The sequence below is a fragment of the Pseudomonas capeferrum genome, assembly GCF_000731675.1.
GTDB lineage: Bacteria > Pseudomonadota > Gammaproteobacteria > Pseudomonadales > Pseudomonadaceae > Aquipseudomonas > Aquipseudomonas capeferrum.
The window spans coordinates 1,103,183-1,128,238 of the sequence record NZ_JMIT01000001.1 but is presented as its reverse complement, the minus strand read 5'-3'; the positions used below and the strand labels follow the sequence as shown (position 1 = coordinate 1,128,238).

General features: G+C 63.7%; 25 protein-coding genes and 2 pseudogenes. 13 read left to right on the top strand and 14 right to left on the bottom strand.

Features of this window, described 5'->3' with window-relative positions:
* The first annotated feature begins 35 nt into the window (after window positions 1-35).
* The 7 genes from PC358_RS04975 to PC358_RS04945 all read left to right on the top strand — a co-directional run bounded on the left by PC358_RS04975 (window position 36) and on the right by PC358_RS04945 (window position 8,820).
* Window positions 36-1,595: an ABC transporter substrate-binding protein gene (locus PC358_RS04975; RefSeq protein ID WP_227697305.1), complete on the top strand. Its 1,560-nt coding sequence runs from the start codon at window positions 36-38 to the stop codon at window positions 1,593-1,595.
* Between the two features lie 66 nt (window positions 1,596-1,661).
* A complete protein-coding gene (locus PC358_RS04970) occupies window positions 1,662-2,699 on the top strand; it encodes an ABC transporter permease (RefSeq protein WP_033697928.1) in 1,038 nt (345 codons plus the stop codon).
* A gap of 54 nt (window positions 2,700-2,753) precedes the next feature.
* The gene (locus tag PC358_RS04965; RefSeq protein ID WP_033697927.1) at window positions 2,754-4,364 is read left to right on the top strand and encodes an ABC transporter substrate-binding protein; all 1,611 of its coding nucleotides are present in this window, start codon (window positions 2,754-2,756) and stop codon (window positions 4,362-4,364) included.
* A gap of 62 nt (window positions 4,365-4,426) precedes the next feature.
* On the top strand, window positions 4,427-5,344 hold the full coding sequence (locus PC358_RS04960) for an ABC transporter permease (protein ID WP_033700042.1): 918 nt from the start codon (window positions 4,427-4,429) through the stop codon (window positions 5,342-5,344).
* 11 nt (window positions 5,345-5,355) lie between these two features.
* Window positions 5,356-6,195 (top strand): ABC transporter ATP-binding protein, encoded by an 840-nt coding sequence (locus tag PC358_RS04955; protein ID WP_033697926.1) that lies wholly within the window; start codon window positions 5,356-5,358, stop codon window positions 6,193-6,195.
* A gap of 10 nt (window positions 6,196-6,205) precedes the next feature.
* On the top strand, window positions 6,206-6,982 hold the full coding sequence (locus tag PC358_RS04950) for an ABC transporter ATP-binding protein (RefSeq protein WP_033697925.1): 777 nt from the start codon (window positions 6,206-6,208) through the stop codon (window positions 6,980-6,982).
* A gap of 41 nt (window positions 6,983-7,023) precedes the next feature.
* Window positions 7,024-8,820 (top strand): glycosyl hydrolase family 28 protein, encoded by a 1,797-nt coding sequence (locus tag PC358_RS04945; RefSeq protein ID WP_033697924.1) that lies wholly within the window; start codon window positions 7,024-7,026, stop codon window positions 8,818-8,820.
* Here PC358_RS04945 and PC358_RS04940 read toward each other — a convergent pair.
* The gene (locus PC358_RS04940) at window positions 8,808-9,551 is read right to left on the bottom strand and encodes a FadR/GntR family transcriptional regulator (protein WP_033697923.1); all 744 of its coding nucleotides are present in this window, start codon (window positions 9,549-9,551) and stop codon (window positions 8,808-8,810) included. The two genes, PC358_RS04945 and PC358_RS04940, sit on opposite strands and share 13 nt — an antisense overlap.
* 95 nt (window positions 9,552-9,646) lie before the next feature.
* Here PC358_RS04940 and PC358_RS04935 point away from each other — a divergent pair, with 95 nt between their 5' ends.
* From PC358_RS04935 to PC358_RS26885, 3 genes are all read left to right on the top strand, one after another.
* Window positions 9,647-10,348: a FadR/GntR family transcriptional regulator gene (locus PC358_RS04935; RefSeq protein ID WP_033697922.1), complete on the top strand. Its 702-nt coding sequence runs from the start codon at window positions 9,647-9,649 to the stop codon at window positions 10,346-10,348.
* A gap of 91 nt (window positions 10,349-10,439) precedes the next feature.
* Window positions 10,440-10,907 (top strand): hypothetical protein, encoded by a 468-nt coding sequence (locus PC358_RS04930; protein ID WP_033697921.1) that lies wholly within the window; start codon window positions 10,440-10,442, stop codon window positions 10,905-10,907.
* Window positions 10,900-11,091 carry a metallothionein gene (locus PC358_RS26885; RefSeq protein WP_077068409.1) on the top strand — a complete coding sequence of 64 codons (192 nt, stop codon included), beginning with the start codon at window positions 10,900-10,902 and terminating at the stop codon, window positions 11,089-11,091. The genes PC358_RS04930 and PC358_RS26885 overlap by 8 nt, the downstream gene beginning before the upstream one ends.
* 51 nt (window positions 11,092-11,142) lie before the next feature.
* On the opposite strand, the gene PC358_RS04925 is transcribed toward PC358_RS26885, so the two are convergent.
* From PC358_RS04925 to PC358_RS04905, 5 genes are read right to left on the bottom strand one after another with little or no spacing between them, the layout of a single operon-like run.
* Window positions 11,143-11,568 (bottom strand): hypothetical protein, encoded by a 426-nt coding sequence (locus PC358_RS04925; protein WP_033697920.1) that lies wholly within the window; start codon window positions 11,566-11,568, stop codon window positions 11,143-11,145.
* A gap of 34 nt (window positions 11,569-11,602) precedes the next feature.
* Window positions 11,603-12,550: a lysylphosphatidylglycerol synthase domain-containing protein gene (locus PC358_RS04920; protein WP_033697919.1), complete on the bottom strand. Its 948-nt coding sequence runs from the start codon at window positions 12,548-12,550 to the stop codon at window positions 11,603-11,605.
* A complete protein-coding gene (gene clsB, locus PC358_RS04915) occupies window positions 12,550-13,752 on the bottom strand; it encodes a cardiolipin synthase ClsB (protein ID WP_033697918.1) in 1,203 nt (400 codons plus the stop codon). The genes PC358_RS04920 and clsB overlap by 1 nt, the downstream gene beginning before the upstream one ends.
* Window positions 13,749-14,534, bottom strand: coding sequence for an endonuclease/exonuclease/phosphatase family protein (locus tag PC358_RS04910; RefSeq protein WP_033697917.1), 786 nt, complete (start codon window positions 14,532-14,534; stop codon window positions 13,749-13,751). The genes clsB and PC358_RS04910 overlap by 4 nt, the downstream gene beginning before the upstream one ends.
* Window positions 14,531-15,448 (bottom strand): DUF72 domain-containing protein, encoded by a 918-nt coding sequence (locus tag PC358_RS04905; protein WP_033697916.1) that lies wholly within the window; start codon window positions 15,446-15,448, stop codon window positions 14,531-14,533. Before PC358_RS04905 ends, PC358_RS04910 begins: the two co-directional genes overlap by 4 nt.
* A gap of 189 nt (window positions 15,449-15,637) precedes the next feature.
* Here PC358_RS04905 and PC358_RS04900 point away from each other — a divergent pair, with 189 nt between their 5' ends.
* The 3 genes and pseudogenes from PC358_RS04900 (at window position 15,638) to PC358_RS26880 (ending at window position 16,977) form a co-directional block, all read left to right on the top strand.
* Window positions 15,638-16,189, top strand: a complete 552-nt coding sequence (locus PC358_RS04900) for an ATP-dependent Clp protease proteolytic subunit (RefSeq protein ID WP_033697915.1) — start codon at window positions 15,638-15,640, stop codon at window positions 16,187-16,189.
* 194 nt (window positions 16,190-16,383) lie between these two features.
* Window positions 16,384-16,539: pseudogene (locus tag PC358_RS04895) on the top strand (con-10 family general stress protein); the annotation flags it as partial.
* 168 nt (window positions 16,540-16,707) lie between these two features.
* Window positions 16,708-16,977 carry a DUF6555 family protein gene (locus PC358_RS26880; protein ID WP_077068408.1) on the top strand — a complete coding sequence of 90 codons (270 nt, stop codon included), beginning with the start codon at window positions 16,708-16,710 and terminating at the stop codon, window positions 16,975-16,977.
* Window positions 16,978-17,023: 46 nt separating this feature from the next.
* Here the strand turns inward: PC358_RS26880 and PC358_RS04885 are convergent, their stop codons facing one another.
* The 8 genes and pseudogenes from PC358_RS04885 to paaC form a co-directional block, all read right to left on the bottom strand.
* Window positions 17,024-17,194, bottom strand: a complete 171-nt coding sequence (locus PC358_RS04885) for a hypothetical protein (protein WP_156056759.1) — start codon at window positions 17,192-17,194, stop codon at window positions 17,024-17,026.
* Between the two features lie 192 nt (window positions 17,195-17,386).
* Window positions 17,387-19,441: a phenylacetic acid degradation bifunctional protein PaaZ gene (gene paaZ, locus PC358_RS04880; RefSeq protein ID WP_033697911.1), complete on the bottom strand. Its 2,055-nt coding sequence runs from the start codon at window positions 19,439-19,441 to the stop codon at window positions 17,387-17,389.
* Between the two features lie 24 nt (window positions 19,442-19,465).
* Entirely contained in the window at window positions 19,466-20,698 is a 1,233-nt protein-coding gene (locus PC358_RS04875) for an OprD family porin (protein ID WP_033697910.1), read from the bottom strand.
* A 32-nt stretch (window positions 20,699-20,730) separates the two neighbouring features.
* Window positions 20,731-22,299, bottom strand: a pseudogene (locus PC358_RS04870) (cation acetate symporter); the annotation flags it as partial.
* Entirely contained in the window at window positions 22,290-22,598 is a 309-nt protein-coding gene (locus PC358_RS04865; RefSeq protein WP_012314487.1) for a DUF485 domain-containing protein, read from the bottom strand. The gene PC358_RS04865 and the pseudogene PC358_RS04870, both read right to left, overlap by 10 nt.
* A gap of 82 nt (window positions 22,599-22,680) precedes the next feature.
* On the bottom strand, window positions 22,681-23,757 hold the full coding sequence (gene paaE / locus PC358_RS04860) for a 1,2-phenylacetyl-CoA epoxidase subunit PaaE (RefSeq protein WP_033697908.1): 1,077 nt from the start codon (window positions 23,755-23,757) through the stop codon (window positions 22,681-22,683).
* A 15-nt stretch (window positions 23,758-23,772) separates the two neighbouring features.
* Window positions 23,773-24,306, bottom strand: a complete 534-nt coding sequence (gene paaD, locus PC358_RS04855) for a 1,2-phenylacetyl-CoA epoxidase subunit PaaD (protein ID WP_033697907.1) — start codon at window positions 24,304-24,306, stop codon at window positions 23,773-23,775.
* Window positions 24,293-25,051, bottom strand: a complete 759-nt coding sequence (gene paaC / locus PC358_RS04850) for a 1,2-phenylacetyl-CoA epoxidase subunit PaaC (protein ID WP_033697906.1) — start codon at window positions 25,049-25,051, stop codon at window positions 24,293-24,295. The genes paaD and paaC overlap by 14 nt, the downstream gene beginning before the upstream one ends.
* Between the last annotated feature and the right edge of the window lie 5 nt (window positions 25,052-25,056).

Below are 25,056 nucleotides of genomic sequence, written 5' to 3'. Positions count from 1 at the left end.
CATTCTGGGCAGGGGTCCTTGCCGCATCGCTGGCAATGACCTCGGCACCCACTGCTTTGGCCAAGACACCCGCCGACCAGTTGATCGTCGGCATGAGCATGATCAACCTGTTGTCCCTGGACCCAGCCGGTGCCACCGGGCTGGACGTCTCCGAGGTCAACGCCAACCTGTACGACATGCTGCTGGTGCAGGATGCGCAGCAACCGGACCAACTGGTGCCGGCGCTGGCGCAAAGCTGGCAGGTCAGCGATGACCGCAAGACCCTCACGTTCAAGCTGCGCGAGGGCGTCACGTTCCAGTCCGGCAATGCCTTCAGTGCCGAGGACGTCGTCTGGTCGCTGCAACGCATCCTCAAGCTCAACCTGGCCTTGGCCTCGACCTGGAAGGCTTACGGTTTCACGGCAGGCAATGTCGCCCAGTACATGCGTGCCAGTGATGCGCACACCTTCGTCCTTGAGCTGCCGCGGCCGACCGACCCGCTGCTGGTGCTCAACACCCTGGCGACATCGCCTAGTGCCTTCATTCTCGACCGCAAGGTGGTCCAACAGCACCAGAAGGGCGATGACCTCGGCGCCGCCTGGCTGACCACGCATGCTGCCGGCAGCGGGCCGTTCATCCTCAATGACTGGCGCGCCAACGATGTGATCCTGATGAGCCGTTTCGACGGTTACTGGGGCGGCCCGGCCAAGCTCAAGCGCATCGTCATGCGCAACATGACCGAATCGCAGTCGCTGCGGCTGATGGTGGAGCGCGGTGACCTGGACCTGGCCAAAGGCATGTCCGCCCCAGACATCGAAGCGCTGGAGAAGTCCGACAAGGTGCGCACCGAGACCGTGCAGCGCGGCACCCTCTACTACGTGGCGCTGAGCGTGAAGCAAAAGCCCTACGACGACGCCCGCGTGCGCAAGGCGGTACGCTCGCTGATTGACTACCAGGGCATCAACCAGACCGTCATGCCGCATTACGGCCAGCTCAATCAACGGCCACTGCCGCTGGGCCTGCCGGCACGCCTGGACGACCCAGGCTACCGCCTGAACGTGGCCGAGGCGAAACAACTGCTGGCCGAAGCCGGTTACCCCAACGGCTTCAAGACCACCATCCGCGTGCTCACCGAGCCGCCCTTCATCAACATTGCCTCCAGCCTGCAGGCCACCCTGGCCCAGGCGGGTATACAGGCCACCATCGTCACCGGTACCGGCAACCAGATCTACGGCGCCATGCGCGAACGCAGCTTCGACATCCTGGTCGGCCGTGGTGGTGGCGGTGCCGAGCGCCACCCGCATTCGAGCTTGCGCACCCTGGTGTACAACCCGGACAACCGTGACGAAGCCAAGCTGAGCAACTTCCAGGGCTGGCGCACCTCGTTCTACAGCCCCGAGCTGAATAGCCTGATCGAGCAGGCCGAAGTCGAACCCGACAAGGCCCGGCAGCTGGCCCAGTACCAGCAGATCCAGAACACGCTCGACACCCAGGTCGGCGCGATCCTGCCGGTTTCACAGATGACCGACACCGTGGTGCTGTACCACGACGTGCAGAACTATCAGGCCCACAGCGCGGCCACCACCCGTTACAAAGACGTCTACAAGTCGCGATGAGCGGGACGGGGGCGTGCGCGCCCCTGACGCCTCGGTGTTTGCTGAACGCTTTTTCAGGAGCCTGTTATGTTGCTTTCGACTGCCTCTGTGCTGGGCACCCGCGTGTCTGCCACTGCCCGACGGGCCAGCACGGTGCTGGTGACCTTGCTTGGCCTGTTGGCGCTGACGTTCTTCATTGGTCGGGTGATGCCGCTGGACCCGGTGCTGGCCGTGGTCGGTCCGGATGCCGACAGCTCCACCTATGAGCAGGTCTACCAGGCCATGGGCCTGGACAAACCGATCTGGACCCAGTTCGGGCTGTACCTCAACGATTTGCTGCACGGCGATTTCGGCAATGCGCTGCTCACCGGCCACCCGGTGCTGGACGACATCAAGCGGGTGTTCCCGGCGACCATCGAACTGGCCACGCTGGCGATCCTGTTCGGCATCCTCATCGGCCTGCCACTGGGCGTGGTCGCCGCCAGCAACCAGGGCCGGCTGGGCGACCATGTGGCGCGGGTCATCACCTTGTTCGGCTACTCCACGCCGATTTTCTGGGTGGGCATGATGGGCCTGCTGGTGTTCTACGCCTGGCTTGGCTGGGCCGGCGGGGCAGGGCGCATCGACCTTGCGTATGACGGCATGGTCCCCGACGTGACCGGCCTGCTGCTGATCGACACTGCCTTGGCGCGTGACTGGGAAGCCTTCAGCAGTGCGCTGCGCCACATCATCTTGCCGGGGCTTATCCTCGGGCTGAACTCGGTGGCCTATATCAGCCGCATGACGCGCAGCTTCATGCTTGAGCAGCTCTCCCAGGAATACATCATCACAGCGCGGGTCAAGGGCCTGTCGCGGCGCCAGGTGGTCTGGGGCCATGCGTTTCGCAACATCCTCGTGCAGTTGCTGACCGTCGTCGCGCTGGCCTACGGCTCGCTGCTCGAAGGCGCGGTACTGATCGAGACCGTGTTCGCCTGGCCCGGTTTCGGCCAATACCTCACCAGCAGCCTGATGCTCGGTGACATGAACGCGGTGATGGGCTGCGTGCTGGTGATCGGCCTGATCTTCGTCGCCCTCAACCTGATCAGCGATGCCCTGTACAAGGTGTTCGACCCAAGGACCCGCTGAGCCCCAGCGGGCCGCGTGAACACATTGCATAACTATAAAAAGAAGGACGCCCACATGAAGACTGTACTCCCCCCGCTGCACATGAGCCTGCTGGGTGCGATCCTGGCGCTGGGGCCAATGGCTGCCGTGCAGGCCAAGACCCCCGCCGACCAGTTGATCGTCGGCATGAGCATGGTCAACCTGTTTTCCATCGACCCGGCCAACGCGCCGGGCCTGGATGCCTCCGGAGTCAATGCCAACCTGTACGACACGCTGGTCAAGCGCGACCAGGGCAACCCGGAAAAACACCTGCCACAGCTGGCCGAACGCTGGGCCATCAGCGAAGACGGCAAGCAGATCACCTTCCACCTGCGCACTGACGTTACGTTCCATTCCGGCAACCCGCTTACCGCCGAGGACGTGGCCTGGTCGCTGTACCGCGTGATGAAGCTCAACTACGGCCTGGCCACTACCTGGAAGGCCTACGGCTACACCGTCGACAACATTCAGGCACTGATTCGCGCCAGCGATGCACACACCTTGGTCATCGACCTGCCACAGCCGACCGACCCGCTGCTGCTGATCGACTCGCTGGCAACTTCGCCCAGTGCGGTCATCGTCGACCGCCTGCAGGCCTTGAAACATGAAAAGAATGGCGACCTCGGCGCCGCCTGGCTGGTCACCAACGAGGCCGGCAGCGGCCCGTTCACCTTGGCCAAGTGGAGCGCCAACGATGCGCTGGTGATGAACCGTTTCGACGGCTACTGGGCAGGCCCGGCAAAGATGAAGCGGGTGCTGGTGCGGCACATGACCGAATCACAGTCGCTGCGCCTGATGCTTGAACGCGGCGACCTGGACCTGGCCTATGGCATGGCCGCGCCCGACATCAAGGCCGTCGAGCGCACCGGCACGCTGCAGGTTCAGCCCTTGCAACGGGGCACCCTGTACTACGTGGCGATGAGCATGAAGCAGCCTGAGTTTGCCAACCCGAAAGTGCGCGAGGCCGTGCGCTACCTGATCGACTACAAAGGCATCGACGAGCAGGTCATGCCGCACTATGGCCTGCTCAACCAGCAGCCGATGCAACTGGGCCTGGACGCACGCCTGCCAGACCCTGGCTACCGGCTGGACGTGGCCAAGGCCAAGGCGTTGCTGAGCGAAGCTGGCTACCCGCAAGGCTTCAGCACCACCCTGCGGACGTTGTCCGAACCGCCTTTCATCGACATTGCCGCACGCATGCAATCGACCCTGGCCGAGGGCGGCATCAAGGCCAGCATCGTCACCGGTACCGGCAACCAGGTGTACGGCGCAATGCGCGCACGCAACTTCGAGATGATCGTCGCCCGCGGCGCCGAGCGCTACCCGCACCCTTACTTCAGCCTGCGTACCTTCGCTTACAACCCCGACAACAGTGACGCGGCCGGCCTGCCCAACTTCCAGGGCTGGCGTGCATCGTTCTTCGATCAACCGCTCAATGCGCTGATCGAGCAAGCCGGGGTCGAGCGAGACCCTGGCAAGCGCCTGAACCTGTACCACCAGGCGCAGAAGCGTTACGACGAACAGGTCGGCCCGATCATGATGATTTCGCAGATGACCGACACCGCAGTCAGCGCGGTGGACGTCAAGGGCTTCACCGGCGATGACGCCGAGGCGACCCGTTACCTGGGCGTCTACAAGCAACGCTGAACACTGCCGAGGGCGCCTGCGGGTGCCCCAGGTGGCCATGAGTTCACATCGAGAGCATGCCGATGATTGCCAACCTGTCTTCTACCGTTTCAAGCGACAAGGCGCAGGCCGACCGCGCACCCGCGTCGAGCGTCGACGCGCTGTACAAGAGCAGCCTGCGGGTGCTGCGCCACCTGCTGCGCAACCCGATGACCCTGGCGGGCCTGCTGGTGGCCTTGCTGCTGGTCGTGGTGGCCGCCTTCGCACCCTGGATCGCCACCCATGACCCGGTGGTGCAAAACCTCGCCAATGCCTTGCAGGCACCCGGTGCAGCGCACTGGTTCGGCACCGACGAATACGGCCGCGATATCTTCAGCCGGCTGGTGTATGGCTCACGCATCACCCTGTACATCATTACCCTGGTAACCGTCATCGTCGGCCCGATCGGGTTGTTCATCGGCACCGTGTCGGGTTATTTCGGCGGCGTCGTCGACACCGTTTTCATGCGCATCACCGATATCTTCATCTCCTTCCCCAGCCTGGTCCTGGCGCTGGCGTTCATCGCGGCCCTGGGCCCCGGCCTGGAACATGCCGTGGTCGCCATCGCGCTGACCTCGTGGCCACCGATCGCACGCCTGGCGCGCGCCGAAACGCTGTCGTTGCGCAAGGCCGACTTTGTCGTCGCGGTCGAGCTGCAGGGCGCCTCGCCGACCCGGATCATCCTGCGCCACATCGTGCCGATGTGCCTGTCGTCGGTGATCATCCGCCTGACCATGAACATGGCCGGCATCATTCTGACCGCCGCTGCGCTGGGCTTTCTTGGCCTGGGTGCGCAGGCGCCGCTGCCGGAGTGGGGCGCGATGATCTCCACCGGCCGGCGCTACATGCTCGAATGCTGGTGGCTGGTAGCCGTGCCGGGGGCCGCGATCATGCTGGTGAGCCTGGCGTTCAACCTGTTGGGCGATGGCCTGCGGGACATTCTCGACCCGCGTAGCGAGTAACTGGAGGCTTTATGTCGACGCTCAAACTCACTGTCGATTCGCTCAACGTGCGCTTCGTCAATGGCAAGAAAGAAACCCATGCGGTGCGCGACGTGTCGTTCACCCTGGGCCGGGAAAAACTGGCCATCGTCGGCGAGTCCGGCTCGGGCAAGTCCACGGTCGGGCGTAGCCTGCTCAAGCTGCACCCCGGTAGCACGCAGATCACCGCCAAGGCCCTGCAGTTCGGTGATGTCGACCTGCTCAGCGCCAGCGAGAAGGCCATGCAGAAGATTCGCGGCCAGCGCATCTCGATGATCATGCAAGACCCCAAGTACTCGCTCAACCCGGTGGTAAAGGTCGGCGAGCAGATCGCCGAGGCGTACCTCGCGCACCACAAGGCCAGCCGCAGCGAAGCGCGCGAGCGGGTCTTGCTGATGCTTGAAAAAGTCCATATCCGTGACCCTGGGCGGGTCTACAACCTGTACCCGCATGAAGTCAGCGGCGGCATGGGCCAGCGCATCATGATTGCCATGATGGTGATCACCAACCCGGAAGTGATCATCGCCGACGAGCCGACCTCGGCACTCGATGTGTCGGTACGCCAGCAAGTGCTCAACGTGCTCGAAGAGCTGGTCGTCGAGCAGCAGATGGGCCTGATCTTCGTCAGCCACGACCTCAACCTGGTCCGCAACTACTGCGACCGGGTGCTGGTGATGTACGCCGGGCGGGTGGTGGAGTCGCTGGCCGCCTGCGACCTGCAGTACGCCGAACACCCGTACACCCGTGGCCTGCTGGCAGCCTTGCCGAGCATGGACAACCGCCGGCCGCGCTTGCCGGTCTTGCAACGCGACCCGCTGTGGCTCACCTGCTGAGGTAACTGACATGACCATGATCCAAGCACAATCGCTGAACCTGAGCTTCGGTGTGGGCGCTGCCTGCAACCAGGTGCTGCACGACGTCGACCTGACGGTAGAAGACGGCGAGTCGTTCGGCCTGGTCGGCGAGTCGGGCTCGGGCAAGACCACGGTGTTGCGCTGCCTGGCCGGCCAGTACCGGCATTGGAGCGGGGCGCTGAGCATTGCCGGGGCGCCCCTGCAACACAAGCTCAGCAAGGAACATTTTCGCAAGGTGCAGATGGTCTTCCAGGACCCTTACGGCTCGCTGCACCCGCGGCACACCATCGACACCGCGTTGCGCGAGCCGCTGACCATCCACGGCATGGGCGAACGCGACGACCGCATCAACGACATTTTGCTCAAGGTCGGGCTTAACGACAGCTTCCGCTACCGCTACCCGCACCAGTTGTCGGGCGGGCAACGCCAGCGCGTGGCCATCGCCCGGGCGCTGATCCTCGAACCGCGCGTGCTGCTGCTGGATGAACCGACGTCGGCGCTGGATGTGTCGGTGCAGGCCGAGATTCTCAACCTGCTGGCGGACCTGCGTCAGCGCGAGAAGCTGACCTACCTGATGGTCACCCACGACCTGGGTGTGGTCAGCCACCTGTGCGACAAGGTGGCGGTGATGCAGCAGGGGCGGATTGTCGAGCGCCTGGACAGCCAGGCCTTGAGCCAGGACCTGGCCTGCCACGACTACACCCGCATGCTGGTGCAAGCCAGCCGCGATTTCAGTGCCGAGTCGCCGCGCGTGGCATCCGCCTGATCAGCCACCTCACCGCAATGGCAACTACAAGGAAGATAAAAATGCCGTACGCAAGACCACTTCTGACCACGTTGGCCATCAGCTGCAGCCTGCCGCTGTGGGCGATGGAGCCCCCCACCAAGCTGCAGGTGCCGACGCTGGCCTATGACGACCAGCAGATCATCCTGGTCTGGGAAAAACCGGCCGACCACGCCGACATCACCGACTACCACGTCTACGCCAACGGCAAGCTGCTCGGGGGCAGCAACGCCAACAACGGCCAGGTATCGCCCGCCAAACCCTACATCGACCGCTTCTACCAGCAGGACACGCGCAATTTCCATCACCGCATCGCCATCCACAGTTACAACGCGCAGGGCCTGGCGCCCGACACCGAATACCGCTTCACCGTGCGTTCGGTGGGCCGCGACGGCAAAGAGTCGGCTGATAGCCCCGTCATCACCCAACGCACCACCGCCGTGCCGGCGTTGTTCGATGTCAAACAGTACGGCGCCAAGGGAGACGGCCGCGCCCTCGACACAGTCGCGATCCAGCGTGCCATCGATGCCTGCACAGCAGGCTGCAAAGTGCTGCTGCCCGCCGGCACCTACAAGAGCGGCTCGCTGTACCTCAAAAGCAACATGACCCTGGAAATCGCCGAGGGCGCGACGCTGCTGGGCTCCGAGCGCGCCGAGGACTATCCACGCCAAGGCTACATCCAGTACCCGTACTCCACCACCGTGCGCCCGGCCTCGCTGATCAACGCCTTGCCGCGTGACCCACGCAAGCACCAGGCATTCGAGAACATCCGCATTGTCGGCAAGGGCGTGATCGACGGCAACGGCTGGAAGCGCCATGCCGACGTGCTCGACGAGCGTGGCCAGGCGCTGCCGTTCTACCTGCCCAGCGACAATACCCGTTACCTGCAGGACGGCCTGCTGGCCAAAGCCCAGGTCGAACGTGCAGTAGCCGAGGGCATGAACGTCAAGGACGCCTATGGCCAGATGCGCTCTTCGCTGGTCACTTTGCGCAATGTCACCAACGTCTTCTACGGTGGCTTCACCGTGCTTAACCCGGCCTACCACGGCATCATGAACCTGGAGACCGAAAACGTGGTGCTGGCCAACACCACGCACAAGACCTACGACGCCAACAACGGCGATGGCATCGAGTTCGCCAACAGCCGTGGCGCCATGGTGTTCAACAACTTCTTCGATACCGGTGATGACTGCGTCAACTTCGCTGCCGGCACGGGCGCCGATGCGGTCAGGCAAAAGCCCCAGGAAGATGCCTGGATCTTCAACAACTACTTCCGCAAGGGCCACGGCATGGTCGTCGCCGGCAGCCACACCGGGGCGTGGATCCAGAACATCCTGGCCGAGGACAACGTCTCCGACGGCACCGATACCGGCTTGCGCATGAAGAGCACCAACTTCATGGGGGGTGGGGCGCGTAACGTGGTATTCCGCGATTCGGCGATGCGCAACACGGTCAAGCAGGCGTTTATCTTTACCCTTGATTACAACGACCCCAATGCCAAGCTGGACTACCAGAAGTCGACGATAGCGGGGCAGTTCCGCGATGTGCGGGTCAGCGATGTCACCGTCGAGAACGCCCAACTGGCGGCAATCGAGGTCAAGGGCGACAGCCTGCATGGGGCTTATCACCAAGGCCTGGCCTTCGAGCGCGTGCGCTTCAGCGGGCCCGCCAAGGTGAAGATCGACGGCCTGCAAGGCTCACGGTTCGAGGCGGTTCACTTCAGCGAAGCCGGCACCGGCAACCCCTGGCAGGTCGGTAGCAGCGAAGGGCTGGTGTTCAAGGATGTACGGCCAGCCCCTGAGCCCGCTCACTCGCTGTAGACCGCCTGAAGCTTCTGCGCCTCACGCAGGCGCATGCGGCTGTTGCTCAAGTGCAGGAACATCGCCGCACGGGCGGCATCGACCTGCTTGCTGACGATGGCGTCGAAGATCTGCTGATGTTCGGCGTTGATGCCTGCCAGGTAGGTGCTGCGATTGCTTTGCCCGGTGTAGGCCGAGTTCATCCGGGTGCGGGGGATCAGCTTGGTACCCAGGTGCTTCATGATGTCGATCAGGTAGGGGTTGCCAGCGGCCTTGGCGATTTTCAGGTGGAACTGGAAGTCGGCATTGGTGGTGCTACCGGACTTTTCCGGACCTTGCAGCAGCGCCTTCAGCGCCTGCTCCAGTTCGTCGATGGCCTGGGGCGTGGCCCGTTCGGCTGCCATGCCGGCGGCTTGCACTTCCAGGCTCAGGCGAAACTCCAGCAGGTCGAGCACGTCGGACAACAGCATGATGGTCGCCGGCCCGACGTTGAAGCCTTCCGGTGCTGGCATATCGAGGACGAAGGTACCGACGCCGTGCTGGGTCTCGACCAGGCCGGCCGCCTGCATCCGCGACAAGGCGTCACGCACCACCGACCGGCTGACGCTTTCGGCGGCCATGATCTGGGTTTCGGTGGGGAGTTTGTCGCCGCGCTTGAGAGTGCCCTCGCGCATGCGTTGGGCAAAGCGCTCGACCAGCGATTCGGCGAGGCGGCGCGGTTTGATTTGGGCGGTGGCGTTGAAGTCCGACATCGTCGTGCTCTTGGCTGATCAGCGGGCATTATAGTGCGTTTTGCGGCAAAACTGCGGTTACAATCCTCCATCGTCTGGTTTGAATGGATCCTCCCATGGAGCGTGTTAACCCTGATCGACGCGTCAGCCTGGCCCAGCAACTGGTGCTGGAGTTGTCGCGCAGCATATTGGCCGGCGAACTGCCGGCCGGTACCAAGCTGCCGACCGAGCAAGCCTTCACCGAAGCGCGCAAGGTCAGCCGTACCGTGGTTCGCGAGGCGATGTCGCGGCTGCAGGCCGAGGGCCTGGTAGAAACCCGGCGTGGCATCGGTACGTTCGTGATGGACACCATCCGGCCGGGCGACCTTCAAGCTCATCCACATGAAAAGGGCAGCGCCCTGGATGCGGTGGCACTGCTCGAACTGCGCCTGAGCCTCGAAGTGGAGTGCGCTGCCCTGGCTGCGCAACGCGCTACACCCGGCCAGTTGCTGGCCATTCGCGCGGCGCTGGACGATGCCAATGCCGTGGGGCCGCTGCACAAGGACAGCACCCGTATCGTCTTCGAGTTTCACCTGCAGATTGCCCTGTGCACCGGCAACAGCTTTTTCATCGATGCCATGCAGCACCTGGCCGATACCCTGATGAGCGGCGCACAACGCACGCTCAGCGACGAGCAACGCGCCCAGCACGTGCGTGAGCGCGAGCAGCTGTACGTTGCGCTCGAGCATCACGACGCCGATGCCGCTCGGGCCGCCATGCGGCTGCATCTGACCAATGCCCTGCATCGCGCGCGCAGCGCCGTTCAGGCGCCGGGGTAAAGAATGCCGTTCAGACGCCGGCGTGAAAAACTCTGAATCTTCCCGGGGGTAGCGCAGTCGACCGGTTGTAGCCAACTGACGGAGAACGCACATGTCTCGCCCCGATGAACCCAAGCCTTACACGCCAGCGGAAATCGACGACACCGAAGACCGCATGGGCAGTGTCCACGAGCTGGACTTCGATGACCATAACGACGAACGCGAAGGGCGGGTGGGTGACGAGCGACCTGCCCGTGAAGTCGACCAGGAATTTGCGCCCAAACGTGTCGCCGAAGCCGGCATGACGGGCGGCGAGGCGCTGAGCGACAGCCTCCATGAAGACAATGTCACCTATGACGACATGAGCCCGGACACCTTGCTGGACGAGACCGGTGCCCGTGACCCGTATGAAGCCGGTGACGGCGAGGGCCCGGCTGACCAGTCCTTGCGGCGGGTCGGTGCGGGCGAAATTGGCGGCGGGTTCGGCCTGGACGAGGCTGAGCTGGCGCGTTCGGCGCCGCTGGACGGTGAACCCTGGACCGATGACGTAGTAGACGAGGAGGACAAACCCCATGAATGAGCAACGCTGTGCCTGTGCCCACTGTTCTTGCACGGTGGATGTCAATGCCTTGCAACAAGAGGGCAAGGCGTATTGCTGTGAAGCCTGTGCGTCGGGGCATCGCAATGGCGAGCCGTGCCGCATGAGCGGTTGTGATTGCGCTGAGGCGTCGCGGCCAGTCGAGGACGACGACAGCGCGGTGTGAATTGGACCGCCTTTTGGGGTTGCGAGCAGCCCCAAAAGGCGCCATTACGGGTCAATGCGTTTGCCAGATCCCGTCGCTGCGCTCGCAATCTGCCCGCGCCTGGCCAAGGCTGGGTGTGTCGTAATAGTAGGTAATCACCCGCGCATCCTTGGACAACGCCGGCCGTGTCGAAGGTTGCCCACCCCCGGCTTTGGGGTTGGCCAAGGCTTCCTGGGTCAAGGGCGCGATGCAACTGCCTACGCTGCCATCCGCGCACCGCGCGACTTTCTGCTTCTGCGTACTGAGCATGTCCTTGCTCTCGTTGCTGCACGACCAGTTGATCGCTTCGGCAGGCAGGTTGCTGTAGCTGTAGCAGGTGTGCTGCTCAACCGGCTTGACGGCTTCGCTGGAGGAACGGGTGAGCACATTGCAGGCCTCTGCCAGCACATGGGTGCTGGCAAAGCTTGTGAGCATCATCATCAACAGAGCGACTCGCATACGCTACCTCCCGGGCCAAGGCCCTTGAACCGCGCTAGGCTGGGTTATCGCGCTGGCGCATGGCCTTGGCGCGCTTTTCCAGAATCAGATACGTAACGACTGCCAGCACCAGGGGGATCAGGTAGTACAGCGTTCGATACCCCAATAGCGCGGCTACCAGCGTGCCTTGAGGGATCTGGCCGTGCAGCAAGGCCAGGAACACCGTTTCAAGCACGCCAAGGCCTGCCGGGATGTGCGCGACCACACCTGCCAAGCAACTGATGAGCAGGATCCCGAGAATCGACGGGTAAAAGGCCTTTTCAGGGAGCAGCCAGAAGATCAGCAGCGCCATCAACGCCCAGTTGCTGGCGCCAAGGGCTACCTGGCACAGCGCCAGGCGCAAGGCCGGCAGGGTGACTTCATGTTCGCGCCACTGCCAGGTACGTTTTTTTGCAAAGCCGCAGGCCAGCAGGTAGGCAAGGGCGATGGCCAGCAAGCCGAACCCGATCAGTTGCAAGCCTGTAGCGCCCACCGCCCAGCTTTCGGGCAGTTTCACCAAGCGCAGGGCGAATACCGTACCGGCCAGCAGCATGTAGCCCATCCAGTTGGTCAACAGGCCTAAGGTCAGGATGCGGGTGATCGTCGCGGTGTCCAGGCCAAGCCGGCCATACAGCCGATAACGCAAGGCGACGCCGCCCACCCATGTGGTGAAGTTGAGGTTGAAGGCGTAGCACACGAACGCCACCGGCAACACCTGCCTGGCGGGCAGCGTATGCCCTGTGTAGGCACGTGCGAGCAGGTCGTAACTGGCAAACGTCAGGTAGCTGCACAAGGCGATGACCAAGCCGATGGCCAGGGTCCCGGGTTTGTAGGCCAGCAGTGACTGACGCACCTCGTTCCAGTCAAGGTTGCGCGCCAGCATGTACAGCAAGGCGGGTATCAGCAACAGGAACAGCAAGGTGAACAGGCGCTTGGCCCAGGTTTGCCACCGTGTGCGCGCCATCAGGTCTGCCCCTCGTGAAAATCGCCGTGTGCTTCGACTTCCGGTTGCACCGAGCGCAAGCGCTGACGGTGCGCCGGGAACCAGCCGGCTATCCGCGGGAAGTGGCGTATGGCGTGGAAGCACAGGAAGATCAGCGGTGCCCGCCACCAGTAGCCGCGGATCATCCGTTCCAGGGTGACCGATTTGCATTGTTCGCTGGCCAGCGCCTGCAGATGCTGGTGCAACTGCTGGTTGAACCCACGATCGCGGATGAACAGGTTGGCCTCCAGGTTGAATGACAGGCTCAACGGGTCCAGGTTGCTTGAACCTACAGTGGCCCACTGGTCGTCGACCAAGGCGACCTTGCCGTGCAACGGTCGGCTGCAGTACTCGTGAATACGCACCCCGTCGCGCAATAGGTAGTTGTACAGCAGCCGCGACAAGGCCCGCACCCAGCGCATGTCGGGCTGACCCTGCAGAATCAAGGTCACGGCCACCCCGCGCCGCGCTGCATTACGCAGTTCGCGCAGCAACCGGTAGCCCGGAAAGAAATAGGCATTGGCCACCACGATACGCTGCCGGGCAGCACGAAAGGCTTGCAGGTACTGCGCTTCGATGGCGGTGCTGCGCTGGCCATTGTCGCGCTCGACCAGCACGGCCGTGATCGCCCCGGTAGGCTCGGTGACCGGGCGCACCTCGCTGGGGGGCTGCAGCACCGGCGACATCAGGCGCCGACTGGTGGCGTGCACCTGGGCCACCACGGGGCCGGTGACCTCGACTGCGTAGTCCTGCTTGGCCATGGGCCCGTAGTCGCCCAGGTGGTCGGCACTGTAGTTGATGCCGCCGATGAACGCGCGCTGCCCATCGATCACCACGATCTTGCGGTGCAGGCGGCGAAACAGGTTGGTGCGCATGCCCGCGAGCCTGGGCTGGGGGTCGAAGGCATGAAAGTTGACGCCGGCGTCGGTCATCGCCGAGATGAAGGCGTCGGGCAGGTCGGCAGTGCCGTAGCCATCGACCGCCACCTCGACGCGCACACCACGGCCAGCGGCCGCTATCAGCACCTGCTGCAACTGCTGGCCGACCTTGTCATCGAAAATGATGAACGTCTCCAGCAGAATTTCTTCCCGCGCCTGGGCCATCGCCTCGAATACGCGGGGGTAGTACTGTTCGCCGTTGATCAGCAACTGCACGCTGTTGCCCTCTAGCCAAGGTCGGTTCATAGGCTTATCTCCGCAGCAAGGGGGACATGGTCAGAAAGGTGCGACCACGGGTACTTCGCCAACACCTGCGCCTTGCCCGGCATGGCATTGCGCAGGTAGATACGGTCGAGCCGCAGCAGCGGCAACCGCGCCGGAAAGCTGCGCGCCGGGGTCCCGAAATGCTCGCCAAAGGCTTCGACCAGGTGTTCGGACAACACCGCATCGGCCTTCAGGCGCCAGTCATTGAAGTCGCCGGCAATGATCACCGGCGCCTTGGGCGGCAAGCTGTCGAGCAGCTCCAGCAACAAGCGCACCTGGCGCTGGCGGTGGGCCTCGCGCAGGCCCAGGTGCACGCACACCGCGTGTACCTGCTGATGGCCTGGCACGTCCAGGCAACAGTGCAGCAGGCCCCGCTGTTCATTGCCCTGAATGGAGACATCGAGGTTGGTGAACTGGCGGATCGGGAATTTCGACAGCAGGGCGTTGCCGTGGTCGCCATGGGGGTACACAGCGTTGCGCCCATAGGCGAACTGCGGCCACATGCTGTCGGCCAAAAACTCGTACTGCGGGATTTCCGGCCACGCCGCATGGCGTATGGCATGTTGCTGATGGCTGCCGTGCACCTCCTGAAGAAACACCAGGTCGGCACCGGTGGCGCGTACGGCCTCACGCAGCTCCGGCAGGATGAAACGCCGGTTGAATACAGTGAAGCCCTTGTGCACGTTGATGGTCAGCACGTTCAGCCGATGCACCGTGGTGACGTTGTCGATGATGCAGCGGGGGGCTGGCAGGGTTCGGTTCAAAGCTCGACCTCCGGTGCGACGCCAGGCTCGGTGACCAGGTCGTAATCGAGTTTCAGCTTTTCCAGCAGGCGTCGCGCGTCGTAGGGCGCATGCACCTTCTGGTCGTTGTCGAAGTAGCAATAAATGTCGCGGGAGGCACGCTGGGGTGGCGCGCCGGGCACAATCAACTGCGCGTCTTCCACCTGGCCGCCCTGGCTCCAACGCACGATGCGTTGCTTCCAGCGGCGCAAGGCGTGCGCGGTGTAGCCGCTGCTGTACAGTTCCACGTCGCCGTGCAGGCGCATGTAGACAAAGTCGGCGGTGATATCTTCGACATACGGCCATTTGCCTGCACTGTCGGCCACTACCAGCGCAATACGGTGTTTGCGCAGTAGCTTGACGAAGGCTTCACACAGAAAGCTCTCGTTGCGGATTTCCACGGCGTGGCGCAGACGTGCGTTGCCATCGATGTCGGTACTGCCATTGCCCTTGAGGCGCTCGGCACACCCTTTGGCACATTCGCGCGCGGCGTCCCGGGTGCGCGGGAGCAGTTCGAAAAACCGGGCGAAGCGTGCTTCGTCGAACGTCATGTTGGGCGGAAACTGCCACAGGATGGGGCCCAGTTTGTCACCCAGCAACAACGGCCCGGAGGCAAAGAAATTGGCCACCGGCTCTTCGATATCCTTGAGCCTGCGTACATGGGTGATATAGCGCGGCCCCTTGACCGAGAACACGAAACCGTCCGGCGTCTCCTCACGCCAGCCCAGATACCGTTCGGGGGTTTGCAGGCTGTAGAACGAGCCATTGATCTCGATGCTGTTGACTGCCCGCGAGGCAAACGCCAGTTCGCTGTCCTGGCGCAACCCCTTGGGGTAGAAATCCCTGCGCCAAGGGCCGTAGCGCCACCCTGAAATTCCGATGCGGATCTCGCTCACGCTGCCTTCCTCATTGCCAGCTCTTTGAGAGGTCACTCTGAAATTGCGACTGGCACGGGCCTGTGAGGTTCAGCACGGTTGACCAACGGGAGCGCGAGCAGAGTTGAACTTTGCCGCCGATGGCGTCTCCACCGCATACCAATGAGGGCCTGCCCATTCAATGGATGACCCGCCACCCTGGAGGCAAGCATGGCCAGACATATCATCCATTTCACCGGCCCGATCAACTCATCCACCTGCGGCAACCTGATCAGCACCTGCTCGCGGGCCATGCAACAAGGCGCCGAATTGCTGCAACTGAACATCGCCACCATGGGCGGTGAGTGCAGTTATGGGTTCACCTTGTACAACTTCCTGCGCGCGTTGCCGATTCCGCTGCACACCCACAACCTGGGCACGGTGGAGTCGATGGGCAATATCCTGTTTCTGGCAGGCGAGCACCGCACCGCCTGTGCGTTCAGCAAGTTCCTGTTTCACCCCTTTCACTGGACGCTGCATGGCTCGGTCGACCATGCCAGGATGGCTGAATACGCCATGAGCCTGGACTACGACCTGCGCCTTTACGCGCAGATCGTCGCCGAACGGACCCAGGGCAGTGCCGAAGTGCTGGATGTGCCCCGTTACCTGATGGCGTATCCGCGGATACTGGGGCCCGAGGAGGCGCTGGAGAACGGGTTGATTCACGCCATTGACGAGATGCCGATCGAATCGCAAAGCACCCAGTGGAGTGTGCATGCCTGAGGCTGCGGCGCAAACATTTGGCCTGCGGCCGTTTCATGCCACCCGTCAGCCCCGTGCAAAACGATTGAGCATTGGCGCTGATCACTGGCTCGGAACTAAGGCATTGCGCAGACAACCCTTCCATCGCAAGGAGAAACGACATGGCGCTTGAACAAGAGCGGACCAGCCAGCGCGGCGGCACCAAGGAGAACAACCCGGGCAATTTCGCCAATGACCGGGAAAAGGCGTCCCGCGCGGGGCACAAGGGCGGGAAAGTGTCCGGCGGCAACTTCGCCAACGACCGTGAACGGGCGTCGCAAGCCGGACGCAAGGGTGGGCAGAACAGCCATGGTGGCGGGCGACACTCGTGACCCAGGGCCTAGCCGATTGAACGTGTTGTGAGCGGGTTCGGCGCCACGTTAAACCCGCCTCAACGCCATCCGGGGCCACTGGTACCGAAGGTCGGCAAAAATTTTGAATTTTCTCGCACTGCCCCGATCAATCAGTGAGTCATCCATGGAGAAGAGGAGGCCCCTGCGATGCCTGGTCCACAGCTTTACATCATCGATTATCAACTGCATGGTCAGCCGCGCAGTTTTATCATTCGTCTTGAACGGTTGGACAACGCCGAAGCCTGGCATTGGGCAAGTTGTGATGCGGGCATCGGCATCATTCCCAAGTTCGGGCGGGAGAAAATCAAGAAAGTGAGCAGGCCGATGGCAGAACGCTACGGGATTACGGCGGTGAGCTGGCGTATTTCCGGGAGTAAACCCAATCAGCCAGTGGGTGACCCTGCAGTAGTGGGCTGATCGGTGGTGCGGCGATGGGCTGCACTGCAGCCCATCGATTCGGCAATCAGGCGCCCGATTCAGGGTCGCTGGCAGGCACCCCGGGGCGGTTTTCGTCATCATCGGTCAGGTTCGGATCGGCATCCGGGTCGTCCACCTGGTCCTGGCGCCTGTCAGGTTCCAGCTCTGGCCAGTCATCTTCGACGCTGCCACCCCCCATGTGCAGTCTGTCTTTCATCTCGCAACCCTCCGCTTGGTTGAAGCCTGCTTCGATAAAAAAGGGCCCGCGATCAGGCGGGCCCAATACAGGAGTGAGAGGCGAAGCCATTGACCACCCCTCATGAACTCAGAGCGACCAGCGCCGAGGGAGGTCAGTCCGATAGCTGCGCGCCCTGACCAACGGTAAAGCGCGGCTACCCTAGGCCCGCGTTCAATCAGGCTTCTTCAGCACCAAGGTGAGAATGTCGTAACTCGCCACCAGCTCGCCCAATTGGTTGGTCACCTCGACGTCCCACGCCACCACACCTTGCGGCTGTCCCAGCGGGCTGGTCTTGCCTTGGTCGATCTTGCGTTTGCAGGTCAGGCGCGCCTGAATCGTGTCGCCGATCCCCACCGGGTTGATGAAACGCAAGGTGTCCAGGCCATAGTTGGCCAGCACCGGCCCAGCGCCGGGGGAAACGAACAGGCCCGCCGCCGCCGACAGCACGAAGTAACCATGGGCGATACGCTTGCCAAACTGCGACTCCTTGGCGGCGATCTCATCGAAGTGCATGTAGAAGTGGTCACCCGACAAGCAGCCGAAGTTGACCAGGTCCGCTTCGGTCACGGTACGCCGGTGGGTGAGCAGCGACTCACCGATACGCAGGTCCTGGAAGTAGCGGCGGAACGGATGCACTTCGCTTTCGATTACCTCGGCACCGCGCACATACTCGCCCGTCACGGCGCTGAGCATGCTCGGCGAGCCTTGCACTGCGGCGCGCTGCAGGTAGTGCTTGACCGCACGCAGGCCACCGAGCTCTTCGCCACCACCGGCGCGCCCAGGGCCGCCGTGCTTGAGCTGGGGCAGCGGCGAGCCATGGCCGGTGGACTCCAGCGCGGCTTCGCGGTCCAGCACCAGCAGGCGACCATGCCAGGCGGCGGCGAGTGGGATGGCCTTGGCGGCAACGGCTCGGTCGGCGGTGACCAGGGTCGCCACCAGGCTGCCCTTGCCGCGGGCAGCCAAGGCCAAGGCTTCGTCAAGGTCGTCGTAGGCCATCAGCGTGCTGACCGGGCCGAACGCTTCGATATCGTGGGCACCGCCTTCGGCATGCGGGTCGCGCGCCTGAAGCAGGGTCGGCGCAAAGAACGCCCCTTCGGCAACGCCCTCGCCACGCGGCGCGAACCCGTCGCTGGCGCCAAACAACTGGTCGCAGCTCTGCAGCAGGCTGCGGACCCGCTCGCCAACGTCACGTTGCTGATCATGGGATGCCAAGGCACCCATGCGCACGCCCTCCAGCGAAGGGTCGCCGACCACCACCTTGCTCAAGCGCTCGCGCAGGCGGGTGGCGACGGCATCGATGTGCTTGGCCGGTACGATGGCGCGGCGGATGGCGGTGCATTTCTGCCCGGCCTTGGTGGTCATTTCACGCACCACCTCCTTGATGTACAGGTCGAACTCTTCGCTGTCCGGGGTAACGTCCGGGCCGAGGATCGCGCAGTTCAGCGAGTCCGCCTCGGCGGTGAAGGGCACCGAGTTGCGGATCAGGTTCGGCGTGACACGCAATTTGGCTGCGGTATCGGCGGAACCGGTGAAGGTCACCACGTCCTGGCCCTGAAGGCGGTCGAGCAGGTCGCCGGTGCTGCCGATCACCAGTTGCAGGCTGCCAGCCGGCAGTAGGCCCGACGCGTGCATCAGGCGCACCACGGCTTCGGTCAGGTAACTGGTGGATGTGGCGGGTTTGACAATGCACGGCATACCGGCCAGGAAGGTGGGCGCGAACTTCTCCAGCATGCCCCAGATGGGGAAGTTGAACGCATTGATATGCACGGCGACGCCAGCACGCGGCACCAGGATATGGCTGCCGGCGAAATGGCCTTGCTTGCCCAATGGTATCGCCGGGCCTTCGTGCACCAGGTTGCCCGAGGGCAGTTCGCGGCTGCCGATGCCGGCGTAGGCGAACAGCGTGGCATTGCCGCCTTCGATGTCGATCCAGCTGTCGGCGCGGGTGGCGCCACTGTGGTGTGACAGGGCGTAGAGCTGCTCTTTGTGCTCGGCCAGGTACAGCGCCAGGGCCTTGAGGCGGGCTGCGCGCTGCTGGAAGTCCATGGCCATCAGTGCGGCCAGGCCACGGGCGCGGGCAAAGTCCACGGCTTCGGCGAAGTCTGGGCGTTCTTCATGGCTGTAGGCCAGGACATGGCCGTTCAAGGCACTGCGCAGGGCCTGGGCGCCGTGCTGGCCGATCCAGCGGCCAGCGATGAAGCTCTGCAGGGTTGGGGCGTCAGACATGCTGTTCTCCTTTTGAGGGCGCTGTTACCACAGCGCCAGGGTGTAGCCGATGATCAGGCGGTTCTCGTCCACAGCATTGGTCAGGCCATTGCCGGAGCGGAAGGTGACGTTGCGCCAGCGCAGGCTGACGTCCTTGAACGGGCCGCTCTGGATGACGTAGGTGAGGTCGGTGTCGCGCTCGCGCTCACGGCCGTTGCTGACGGTTGCGGTCTCGGCGTGGCGGCCGTCGGTGTAGCGGGTCATGAAACTCAGGCCAGGGATGCCCATGGCGACGAAATCGTAGTCATAGCGCACCTGCCACGAATCGAGCCCGGCGCGGGTGAAGGTGTTGTAGGTCACCAGGTTGACGGTGAACGGGTCGCCGCCGTTGACGAAGGGGAAGGCGCTGTCGCCGGACATCTGCTGCCAGGTGGCAGTGAACTTGTGCGCCCTGACGCCGAGGGTGAACATGGCGTTGAAGTTGCGGTTGTCGATGTTGCCGGCGCGTTCGGCGCCATCATTGCGGCTGTCGAAGTACCGCAGGTCGCTGCGCAGGCTCAGGCCTTCGCCCAGCGGGCGGGTGTCGACCAGGCCGACGAATTGCTGGCGGTAGATGTCTTCGAGCTTGGCGTAGTAGTAGCTGACGCTGGTCTGCGGGGTAATGGCGTAGCTGCCACCGCCGAAGTCCAGGTGGTCGCTGCTGGCGGCGCCGTAGCCGATGTCGTCGCGGCCAGACGAGTCGCGCAGGTTGGCCTTGGTCAGGCGCCCGGCGTTGACGGTCAGGCCATTGAGTTCCTGGCTGGTCAGCAGCCCGCCCTGGAAGGTCGAAGCCAGCAGGCGGGTGTCGTTGTACACCACCACCGGCAGGATCGGCTGCAAGGTGCCCAGGCGCAGGGTGCTCTTGGACACGCGCACTTTACCGGTCAGGCCCAACTCACTGTAATCATCGACAGGCTCGTGGCTGTTCGGGCCAAACGGCAGCAGGCCGGTGTTGCGGCGGTCACGGCTGCTGTCGAGCTTGACGCCCAACTGGCCCATGGCATCCACGCCGACGCCTACCGGGCCTTCGGTGAAGCCCGATTCCAGGCGGGCAGTAAAGCCTTGGCCCCATTCCTCGGCCTTGGCCTGCGGCGCATTGCTCTGGCGGAAGTCGCGGTTGATGTAGTGGTTGCGCAGTTCCAGGCGCGCATGGCTGTCGCCGACGAAGTCCGCCATGGCCGGCAAGGGCAGGGCGAGCGTGGCAAGCCAGGTGAGGCAAGAGAAGCGAGTGCGGTTCATTGTTGTTGTACCCGACATGGTTGTTCTCGAAATCAGTGCTTGCTGGCGCCGGCGGCGCCAATACCGGTCATGGAGCGAATGAACTGCGCCAGGTAGCGGCCACGTTCTTCGGTGGCCCGCGCCGAACTGTCGGTGACCGAGAACACCCAGGCGCCGAGGAACGCCAGGCTCATCGAGAACAGCGCCGGGTTGCTGTAGGGGAACAGTGCCTGTTCGTTGTGCAGCACGTTGACCCACACCGCCGGGCCCAGTACCACCAGCACGACGGCCGAGAACAGCCCGGCCATGCTGCCGCACACCGCGCCGCGGGTAGTCAGGCCCTTCCAGAACATCGAAAGCAGCAACACAGGGAAGTTGACCGACGCAGCCACGGCCAGCACCAGGCCGGAGAGGAAGGCGATGTTCTGCGACTCGAACACCAGCCCGAGCACCACTGCCAGCAGGCCGATCACCAGGGTGGCGATACGTGAAACCCGCATCTCTTGCTGCTCGGTGGCCTGGCCTTTGCGCATCACACAGGCATACAGGTCGTGGGACACCGCCGACGCACCGGATAGCGCCAGGCCAGCCACGACCGCCAGAATGGTGGCGAAGGCCACGGCAGAAATGAAACCGAGGAACAGGTTGCCACCCACCGCCTGGGCCAGGTGCACCGCGACCATGTTGCCGCCGCCGATGATCGCGCCCGCTGCATCGCGGTAAGACGGCTCGGTGCCGACCATGACGATGGCGCCGAAGCCGATGACGATCAGCAGCAGGTAGAAGTAGCCAATGAAACCGGTGGCGTAGAACACGCTCTTACGCGCTTCCTTGGCATCGCTGACGGTGAAGAACCGCATCAGGATATGAGGCAGGCCCGCCGTGCCGAACATCATGCCCAGGCCCAGCGAAATCGCGTCCACCGGGTTCGACAGCAAGCCGCCCGGCGCCATGATTGCCTGGCCCTTGGCGTGCACGGCAACGGCACTGGCAAACATCGCCTCGGTGCTGAAGCCAAAGTGCTTGAGCACCATGAAGGCCATGAACGTGGTACCGCTGAGCAACATCACCGCCTTGATGATCTGCACCCAGGTGGTGGCGAGCATGCCGCCGAAGGTCACGTAGGCGACCATCAGCACCCCGACCAGCATCACCGCATACAGGTAGCTGATACCGAACAGCAGCTCGATCAGCTTGCCGGCACCGACCATCTGCGCCACCAGGTACATCAGCGCCACGACCAGGGTGCCGAACGCCGACGTCAGGCGCACGGGGGTTTGAGCCAGGCGGTAGGACACCACATCGGCAAAGGTGTACTTGCCCAGGTTGCGCAAGCGTTCGGCGATCAGGAACAGGATGATCGGCCAGCCGGCGAGCACGCCCAGGGCGTACAGCAGGCCGTCGTAGCCGTTCATGAACATCATTGCCGAAATGCCCAGGAACGACGCGGCGCTGATCATGTCGCCGGCGATCGCCAGGCCGTTCTGCATGCCGGTCAGGCCGCCGCCGGCGGTGTAGAAGTCACTGGCCGAACGGGTCCGCAATGCGGCCCAGCGGGTGACCAGCAAGGTGAAGCAGACGAACACCATGAACATCGAGATGGCGGTCCAGTTCATTGCGCGCACTCCTGCTTGACCTTGTCGTTGAGCGGGTCGAGCACGTTGTTGGCGCGGTGCACGTAGATGCCGGTGAGGGCGAACGACAACAGCACCATGAGCACGCCCACCAGCATGCCGACGGTGGTCACGCCACCGCTGAGCGACTGGCCGAGGGTGCTGGGCGAGAACGCCACCAGCAGAACGAAGCCGTAGTAGATCACCAGCATGGCCAGGGTCAGGCTGCCGTTGAGGCGGCGCTTGCGCCGGACCAGGTGCTGGAAGTCGGGGTGGTTGGCGATGCTTGCGATGCGTTCGGGAGTCATGGGTCAGCGATCTCTTGGTGTTGTAGTTGTTTTTTGTGAGGTCACACGGGTGTTGCATGCGGTGTCGTAAAGCGGCGCGGGTTTACAACTGGTCGAAGTCGAGCACCACCTTGTCGCTCACCGGGTAGGTCTGGCACGACAGCACATAGCCCGCCGCCACTTCGTAGTCTTCCAGCGCATGGTTGCTGTCCATCTCTACCTCGCCCTCGATCACCCGGCACTTGCAGGTGGAGCACACGCCCGCCTTGCACGAGTAGGGCAGCTCGGCGCCAATGGCATTACCGGCGTCCAGCACGTTCTGGCTGTTGCGCGGCAGGTCGAACGACAGGGCGCGGCCATCGCTGATCACGGTGATATGGCTGAGCGCCGAATCCACCTGGCGCGCCGCCTCACGGGCCTCGCGGCGTGCTTCGCTGCCAGCGGCGGCAAACAGTTCGAAATGGATGCGCTCCTTGCCCATGCCGTTGGCCAGCAGGCTGTCGCGCACGGTTTCGGTCATCGCCTGGGGGCCGCAGATGAACGCCGCGTCCAGCGTGGTGACGTCCAGCCAGCGGGCGAACAGTTGGCCGCACTTGTCGGCATCGATCCGGCCGTTGTACAGGTCGACATCCTGCTGCTCGCGGCTGAACACGAAAATCAGGTTCAGGCGGTCCAGGTAACGGTTTTTCAGGTCTTCGAGCTTGTCGCGGAACAACGCACCGGAGCTGGAGCGGTTGCCGTACAGCAGGGTGAAGCGGCTGTGCGGCTCACTGGCCAGGGTGGTGGCGATGATCGACAGGATCGGCGTGATGCCGCTGCCTGCGGCCACGCCCAGGTAGTGGCCATGACGGGCAGGGTCCAGCGGTACGTGGAAACTGCCGGACGGCGGCATCACTTCCAGTTGCTGGCCAGCCTTGAGCACGTCATTGGCAAAGGCGGAGAAACGCCCGCCCGGCACGCGCTTGACGGCTACCCGCAGCTCGCCATCCTGAACCGCGCTGCAGATGGAATACGAGCGGCGTACTTCCTCGTTGTCCAACTGGGTACGCATGACCAGGTACTGGCCCTGGGTAAAGCTGAATTGCGCCTGCAAGTGCTCAGGCACGTCGAAGGCGATGGATACCGCGTCGCGGGTCTCGTTACGCACTTGCTTGATGGTCAGGCTGTGAAACTGGCTCATGGTGTTCTCCACGGCTCAAATGCATTTGAAATAGTCGAACGGCTCCAGGCACTCGCGGCAGCGGTACAGCGCCTTGCAGGCCGTGGAGCCGAACTGGCTGAGTAGTTCGGTGTGGGGGCTGGCGCACTGCGGGCAGCACACCTGGGGCGCTTCACCGAGCAAACTGCGCTTGCTGGTGCTGCCCTCGGGCGGTGCGATGCCGTAGGCGCGCAAGCGTTGGCGGCCCAGCTCGCTGATCCAGTCGGTGCTCCAGGCCGGGGTCAGCCGCCGCTCCAGCGCAGGGGCAGCGAAACCGGCCTGTTGCAGCGCGTCACGGATGTCGGCCTCGATCACCTCGGTCGCCGGGCAACCGGAGTAGGTCGGCGTGACTACCAGGTGCAGGTGGCCGGCGCGCCAGTCGAGGTCGCGGACGATGCCCAGGTCGACCACGCTGACTACCGGCACTTCCGGGTCCATGACCTGCTCCAGTACTTCCCAGGCCCGGGCCAGGTCATCGCCGCGGGCCGCACGGGCGCCGAGGTCGCTGGCAATCAGCTCACCAGGTTGCATCGGGGTAGGCCCGTGGCAGGAACTGCATTTCGGCCAGCAACAGCCCCAGGTGCTCGGTGTGCAGGCCTTTGCGGCTGTCCAGGTAGAAATGGCTGGCCGCCTTGGGCAGCGGCAGTTGCACCGAATCGAAAATCGCTGTCACCTGCTTGAGCCAGGCCGCACCGACGCTGCGCGGGTCGGCAGCAATGCCGGCCTCGGCCAGGCGAACTTCGTTTTCGCTGCCTGCCGTCAGTTCGACGGTGAAGCGCCACAGCGCGGGGATCGCATCGAGCATGCGCCGACGGCTTTCGTCAGTGCCGCCGCCCAGGCGCTGCACCCATTCGCCGGAGCGCCGCAGGTGGTAGGTGACCTCCTTGAGTGCCTTGGCGGCAATGCCGGCGATACGTTCGTCGCTGGACGCGGCCAGGCCCTGCAGCACCGCGTAATGCCAGGCGTCATAGAAGAACTGCTTGGTCATGGTCACGGCAAAGTCGCCATTGGGTTGCTCGACCAGCAGCAGGTTGCGGTAGGCGCGTTCGTCACGACGCATGGCAAGGGCGTCGGCATCACGGCCGTCATCGAGCAACTCGGCGGCGTACTCCAGCCAGTTACGGGCCTGGCCGACCAGGTCGAGGCCTACGTTCATCAAGGCCAGCTCTTCTTCGATGGCCGGCGCATGGCCGCACCATTCACAAAGGCGCTGGCCCTGCACCAGGGCGGTGTCGCCCAGTAGCAGCAAATACGGGATAAGCGTTTCTGTATGCATGGCCA

Bases quoted from the DNA above. Each gene is read 5' to 3' on its own strand.
- PC358_RS26885 (WP_077068409.1), top strand. From the start codon at position 10,900: ATGAATGAGCAACGCTGTGCCTGTGCCCACTGTTCTTGCACGGTGGAT.
- PC358_RS04935 (WP_033697922.1), top strand. From the start codon at position 9,647: ATGGAGCGTGTTAACCCTGATCGACGCGTCAGCCTGGCCCAGCAACTG.
- paaD (WP_033697907.1), bottom strand. From the start codon at position 24,306: ATGCAACCTGGTGAGCTGATTGCCAGCGACCTCGGCGCCCGTGCGGCC.
- PC358_RS26880 (WP_077068408.1), top strand. From the start codon at position 16,708: ATGCCTGGTCCACAGCTTTACATCATCGATTATCAACTGCATGGTCAG.
- PC358_RS04945 (WP_033697924.1), top strand. From the start codon at position 7,024: ATGCCGTACGCAAGACCACTTCTGACCACGTTGGCCATCAGCTGCAGC.
- PC358_RS04940 (WP_033697923.1), bottom strand. From the start codon at position 9,551: ATGTCGGACTTCAACGCCACCGCCCAAATCAAACCGCGCCGCCTCGCC.
- paaC (WP_033697906.1), bottom strand. From the start codon at position 25,051: ATGCATACAGAAACGCTTATCCCGTATTTGCTGCTACTGGGCGACACC.
- PC358_RS04885 (WP_156056759.1), bottom strand. From the start codon at position 17,194: ATGAAAGACAGACTGCACATGGGGGGTGGCAGCGTCGAAGATGACTGG.
- PC358_RS04875 (WP_033697910.1), bottom strand. From the start codon at position 20,698: ATGAACCGCACTCGCTTCTCTTGCCTCACCTGGCTTGCCACGCTCGCC.
- paaE (WP_033697908.1), bottom strand. From the start codon at position 23,757: ATGAGCCAGTTTCACAGCCTGACCATCAAGCAAGTGCGTAACGAGACC.
- PC358_RS04950 (WP_033697925.1), top strand. From the start codon at position 6,206: ATGACCATGATCCAAGCACAATCGCTGAACCTGAGCTTCGGTGTGGGC.
- PC358_RS04930 (WP_033697921.1), top strand. From the start codon at position 10,440: ATGTCTCGCCCCGATGAACCCAAGCCTTACACGCCAGCGGAAATCGAC.
- PC358_RS04900 (WP_033697915.1), top strand. From the start codon at position 15,638: ATGGCCAGACATATCATCCATTTCACCGGCCCGATCAACTCATCCACC.
- PC358_RS04975 (WP_227697305.1), top strand. From the start codon at position 36: ATGACCTCGGCACCCACTGCTTTGGCCAAGACACCCGCCGACCAGTTG.
- PC358_RS04865 (WP_012314487.1), bottom strand. From the start codon at position 22,598: ATGACTCCCGAACGCATCGCAAGCATCGCCAACCACCCCGACTTCCAG.
- clsB (WP_033697918.1), bottom strand. From the start codon at position 13,752: ATGAACCGACCTTGGCTAGAGGGCAACAGCGTGCAGTTGCTGATCAAC.
- PC358_RS04925 (WP_033697920.1), bottom strand. From the start codon at position 11,568: ATGCGAGTCGCTCTGTTGATGATGATGCTCACAAGCTTTGCCAGCACC.
- PC358_RS04920 (WP_033697919.1), bottom strand. From the start codon at position 12,550: ATGGCGCGCACACGGTGGCAAACCTGGGCCAAGCGCCTGTTCACCTTG.
- paaZ (WP_033697911.1), bottom strand. From the start codon at position 19,441: ATGTCTGACGCCCCAACCCTGCAGAGCTTCATCGCTGGCCGCTGGATC.
- PC358_RS04960 (WP_033700042.1), top strand. From the start codon at position 4,427: ATGATTGCCAACCTGTCTTCTACCGTTTCAAGCGACAAGGCGCAGGCC.
- PC358_RS04955 (WP_033697926.1), top strand. From the start codon at position 5,356: ATGTCGACGCTCAAACTCACTGTCGATTCGCTCAACGTGCGCTTCGTC.
- PC358_RS04965 (WP_033697927.1), top strand. From the start codon at position 2,754: ATGAAGACTGTACTCCCCCCGCTGCACATGAGCCTGCTGGGTGCGATC.
- PC358_RS04970 (WP_033697928.1), top strand. From the start codon at position 1,662: ATGTTGCTTTCGACTGCCTCTGTGCTGGGCACCCGCGTGTCTGCCACT.